This is a genomic window from Cellulomonas sp. RIT-PI-Y (assembly GCF_025642745.1).
Taxonomy (GTDB): Bacteria; Actinomycetota; Actinomycetes; order Actinomycetales; family Cellulomonadaceae; genus Cellulomonas.
In genome coordinates, this window is sequence record NZ_JANZKP010000087.1 from 1 (window position 1) to 5,291 (window position 5,291).

Genomic DNA, 5,291 nt, shown 5'->3' on the forward strand with positions numbered 1-5,291 from the left:
GCGAGTGCAGTACCATCGGCGCTGAGGGGCTTAGCTTCCGGGTTCGGAATGGGACCGGGCGTTTCCCCCTCGCTATGACCGCCGTAACTCTGTCGAACTATCAAACACCACACCTCGGACCCAGAACTGGGGAGGGGTGTTCGCGGTTCGGGAACCGCACAGTGGACGCGTAGCAACAATGATGTTGTGGTGAAGTTGTCGGCTTATTAGTACCGGTCAGCTGCGGCAGTCGTTAGTCCTGCCTTCCACATCCGGCCTATCTACCCAGTGGTCTAGCTGGGAGCCTCTCACCCACAAGGGGCATGGAAACCTCATCTTGAAGCAGGCTTCCCGCTTAGATGCTTTCAGCGGTTATCCCTTCCGAACGTAGCTAACCAGCCGTGCTCCTGGCGGAACAACTGGCACACCAGAGGTTCGTCCGTCCCGGTCCTCTCGTACTAGGGACAGCCCTTCTCAAGTTTCCTGCGCGCGCAGCGGATAGGGACCGAACTGTCTCACGACGTTCTAAACCCAGCTCGCGTACCGCTTTAATGGGCGAACAGCCCAACCCTTGGGACCTACTCCAGCCCCAGGATGCGACGAGCCGACATCGAGGTGCCAAACCATGCCGTCGATATGGACTCTTGGGCAAGATCAGCCTGTTATCCCCGGGGTACCTTTTATCCGTTGAGCGACGGCGCTTCCACAAGCCACCGCCGGATCACTAGTTCCGACTTTCGTCCCTGCTCGACCTGTCAGTCTCACAGTCAAGCTCCCTTGTGCACTTGCACTCGCCACCTGATTGCCAACCAGGCTGAGGGAACCTTTGAGCGCCTCCGTTACATTTTAGGAGGCAACCGCCCCAGTTAAACTACCCACCAGGCACTGTCCCTGATCCGGATTACGGACCGAGGTTAGATATCCAGAGCGACCAGAGTGGTATTTCAACGTTGACTCCACCGACACTGGCGTGCCGGCTTCACAGTCTCCCACCTATCCTACACAAGCCGCACCGAACACCAATACCAAGCTATAGTAAAGGTCCCGGGGTCTTTCCGTCCTGCTGCGCGTAACGAGCATCTTTACTCGTAGTGCAATTTCGCCGAGTTCGCGGTTGAGACAGCGGGGAAGTCGTTACGCCATTCGTGCAGGTCGGAACTTACCCGACAAGGAATTTCGCTACCTTAGGATGGTTATAGTTACCACCGCCGTTTACTGGGGCTTAAATTCTGAGCTTCGCCTTGCGGCTAACCCGTCCTCTTAACCTTCCAGCACCGGGCAGGCGTCAGTCCGTATACATCGTCTTGCGACTTCGCACGGACCTGTGTTTTTAGTAAACAGTCGCTTCCCCCTGGTCTCTGCGGCCCTCCACGCTCCCCGAGCACGTCGGTTCACGCTTCAGGCCCCCCTTCTCCCGAAGTTACGGGGGCATTTTGCCGAGTTCCTTAACCACGATTCACTCGATCGCCTTAGTATTCTCTACCTGACCACCTGAGTCGGTTTAGGGTACGGGCGGCTAGAACCTCGCGTCGAAGCTTTTCTCGGCAGCATAGGATCACCCTCTTCCAGCATACGCTGTCACCATCAGTTCTCAGGCTCAATGAGTGGCGGATTTGCCTACCACTCGCCCTACAACCTTGGACGTGGACTACCATCGCCACGCCGGGCTACCTTCCTGCGTCACTCCTGTTAATACGCTTACCTACTACCGGATCGGGTCACGCGCTCCCCCACACGATGCCAACCGAAGTCAGCGGTGCGTGGGCTCGGGCGTTTAGCATCACCGGGCTCGGTATGGGCGGTTCTTCGCCGGTACGGGAATATCAACCCGTTGTCCATCGACTACGCCTGTCGGCCTCGCCTTAGGTCCCGACTTACCCAGGGCGGATTAGCCTGGCCCTGGAACCCTTGGTCATTCGGCGGACGGGTTTCTCACCCGTCATTCGCTACTCATGCCTGCATTCTCACTCGTGTAGCGTCCACCACTGGGTTACCCCGCAGCTTCACCCGCCACACGACGCTCCCCTACCCATCCACACGCCTGGACCACGAAGGCCTAGCAGAATATGTGAATGCCACAGCTTCGGCGGTGTACTTGAGCCCCGCTACATTGTCGGCGCGGAATCACTTGACCAGTGAGCTATTACGCACTCTTTCAAGGGTGGCTGCTTCTAAGCCAACCTCCTGGTTGTCTGTGCAACTCCACATCCTTTCCCACTTAGCACACGCTTAGGGGCCTTAGCTGGTGGTCTGGGCTGTTTCCCTCTCGACTACGGAGCTTATCCCCCGCAGTCTCACTCCCGCGCTCTCACTTACCGGCATTCGGAGTTTGGCTAACGTCAGTAACCTGGTAGGGCCCATCGGCTATCCAGTAGCTCTACCTCCGGCAAGAAACACGCGAGGCTGCACCTAAATGCATTTCGGGGAGAACCAGCTATCACGAAGTTTGATTGGCCTTTCACCCCTAACCACAGGTCATCCCCTCGGTTTTCAACCCAAGTGGGTTCGGTCCTCCACGCGGTCTTACCCGCGCTTCAACCTGCCCATGGCTAGATCACTTCGCTTCGGGTCTAGAGCACGCGACTATGATCGCCCTCTTCGGACTCGCTTTCGCTACGGCTTCCCCACACGGGTTAACCTCGCCACGTACCACTAACTCGCAGGCTCATTCTTCAAAAGGCACGCTGTCACCCCTGCTAAGGAGGCTCCAACGGATTGTAGGCACACGGTTTCAGGTACTATTTCACTCCCCTCCCGGGGTACTTTTCACCTTTCCCTCACGGTACTTGTCCGCTATCGGTCACTAGGTAGTATTTAGGCTTAGCAAGTGGTCTTGCCAGATTCACACGGGATTTCTCGGGCCCCGTGCTACTTGGGATCCCCTTCAGGAGGCCATGCCATTTCGTCTACGGGGGTACCACCCTCTGTGCCGGGCCTTTCAATGCCCTTCGACTATGACACGACTTTGTAACTCCTCGGTTGCTCGGCAGAACAACCCGAAAGGTCCCACAACCCCGCATACGCAACGCCTGCCGGCTATCACACGCATACGGTTTGGCCTCATCCGCTTTCGCTCGCCACTACTCACGGAATATCTCTTCCTGCCGGTACTGAGATGTTTCACTTCCCGGCGTTCCCTCCACACACCCTATATATTCAGGTGCAGGTCACACGACATGACTCGTGCGGGGTTTCCCCATTCGGAAATCCTCGGATCACGGTTCGTTTGCCAACTCCCCGAGGCTTATCGCAGGCTACAACGTCCTTCTTCGGCTCCTAGTGCCAAGGCATTCACCCTGTGCCCTTAAAAACTTGACCACAAAGACATACAATAAAAGATGCTCGCGTCCACTGTACAGTTCTCAAACAACGAACGATCCCCAGATACAACCCGCACCTACCCACACCCACAGGATGCGAACGGTTTGACAAGGTCAACCAGGCCCGTCGAGAAGCAACACCCACCATCAGCGGCTGTTCCCTCAGGACCCAACAGTGCGCCCATGACCACCCAACCCGAACACCAGCACCGTTCCTTGACCCTCCCAAAAAGAGAACCAGTACTAGACACCAGCACAAGCCAGATGATCGCAGTTGATGTTCCACCCTTGAGCACCACCCCGAACGCGTACGGTCCGAGCATGGCCTCTGCACACCGAAGCAAAACCCCGGCGCCAGATGCTCCTTAGAAAGGAGGTGATCCAGCCGCACCTTCCGGTACGGCTACCTTGTTACGACTTAGTCCCAATCGCCAGTCCCACCTTCGACGGCTCCCCCCACAAGGGTTGGGCCACCGGCTTCGGGTGTTACCGACTTTCGTGACTTGACGGGCGGTGTGTACAAGGCCCGGGAACGTATTCACCGCAGCGTTGCTGATCTGCGATTACTAGCGACTCCGACTTCATGGGGTCGAGTTGCAGACCCCAATCCGAACTGAGACCGGCTTTTTGGGATTCGCTCCACCTCGCGGTATCGCAGCCCTTTGTACCGGCCATTGTAGCATGCGTGAAGCCCAAGACATAAGGGGCATGATGATTTGACGTCATCCCCACCTTCCTCCGAGTTGACCCCGGCAGTCTCCTATGAGTCCCCGGCATAACCCGCTGGCAACATAGAACGAGGGTTGCGCTCGTTGCGGGACTTAACCCAACATCTCACGACACGAGCTGACGACAACCATGCACCACCTGTACACCGACCTTGCGGGGCAACCATCTCTGGAAGTTTCCGGTGTATGTCAAGCCTTGGTAAGGTTCTTCGCGTTGCATCGAATTAATCCGCATGCTCCGCCGCTTGTGCGGGCCCCCGTCAATTTCTTTGAGTTTTAGCCTTGCGGCCGTACTCCCCAGGCGGGGCACTTAATGCGTTTGCTGCGGCACGGAACTCGTGGAATGAGCCCCACACCTAGTGCCCAACGTTTACGGCATGGACTACCAGGGTATCTAATCCTGTTCGCTCCCCATGCTTTCGCTCCTCAGCGTCAGTTGCGGCCCAGAGACCTGCCTTCGCCATCGGTGTTCCTCCTGATATCTGCGCATTCCACCGCTACACCAGGAATTCCAGTCTCCCCTACCGCACTCTAGTCTGCCCGTACCCACTGCAGGCCCGAGGTTGAGCCTCGAGTTTTCACAGCAGACGCGACAAACCGCCTACGAGCTCTTTACGCCCAATAATTCCGGACAACGCTTGCGCCCTACGTATTACCGCGGCTGCTGGCACGTAGTTAGCCGGCGCTTCTTCTGCAGGTACCGTCACTTTCGCTTCTTCCCTGCTGAAAGAGGTTTACAACCCGAAGGCCGTCATCCCTCACGCGGCGTCGCTGCATCAGGCTTGCGCCCATTGTGCAATATTCCCCACTGCTGCCTCCCGTAGGAGTCTGGGCCGTGTCTCAGTCCCAGTGTGGCCGGTCGCCCTCTCAGGCCGGCTACCCGTCGTCGCCTTGGTAGGCCTTTACCCCACCAACAAGCTGATAGGCCGCGAGTCCATCTCTGACCGATAAATCTTTCCAGACACTTCGGATGCCCGAGCGTCTCGTATCCAGTATTAGACCCCGTTTCCAAGGCTTATCCCAGAGTCAGAGGCAGGTTACTCACGTGTTACTCACCCGTTCGCCACTGATCCACCCAGCAAGCTGGGCTTCACCGTTCGACTTGCATGTGTTAAGCACGCCGCCAGCGTTCGTCCTGAGCCAGAATCAAACTCTCCGTGAATGTCTCATGGCACCCACCACCCGAAGACAGTGAGCAACCGACAACACAAAACAGCACCACACACACTGACGAATGCGGCACCAATCAGATTCGGCTAACCAG

At 57.2% G+C, this 5,291-nt stretch carries 2 rRNA genes and 1 other annotated feature; both genes read right to left on the minus strand.

Annotation, left to right across the window (positions count from 1 at the left end):
* Position 1: 1 nt before the first annotated feature.
* Positions 2-86: a sequence feature (5S ribosomal RNA rRNA prediction is too short), on the minus strand.
* 100 nt (positions 87-186) lie between these two features.
* Positions 187-3,297: ribosomal RNA gene (locus OGL89_RS16625) — 23S ribosomal RNA — on the minus strand.
* 371 nt (positions 3,298-3,668) lie between these two features.
* A 16S ribosomal RNA gene (locus tag OGL89_RS16630) occupies positions 3,669-5,189 on the minus strand.
* The 16S and 23S rRNA genes sit together here, the layout of an rRNA operon.
* Positions 5,190-5,291: the final 102 nt, after the last annotated feature.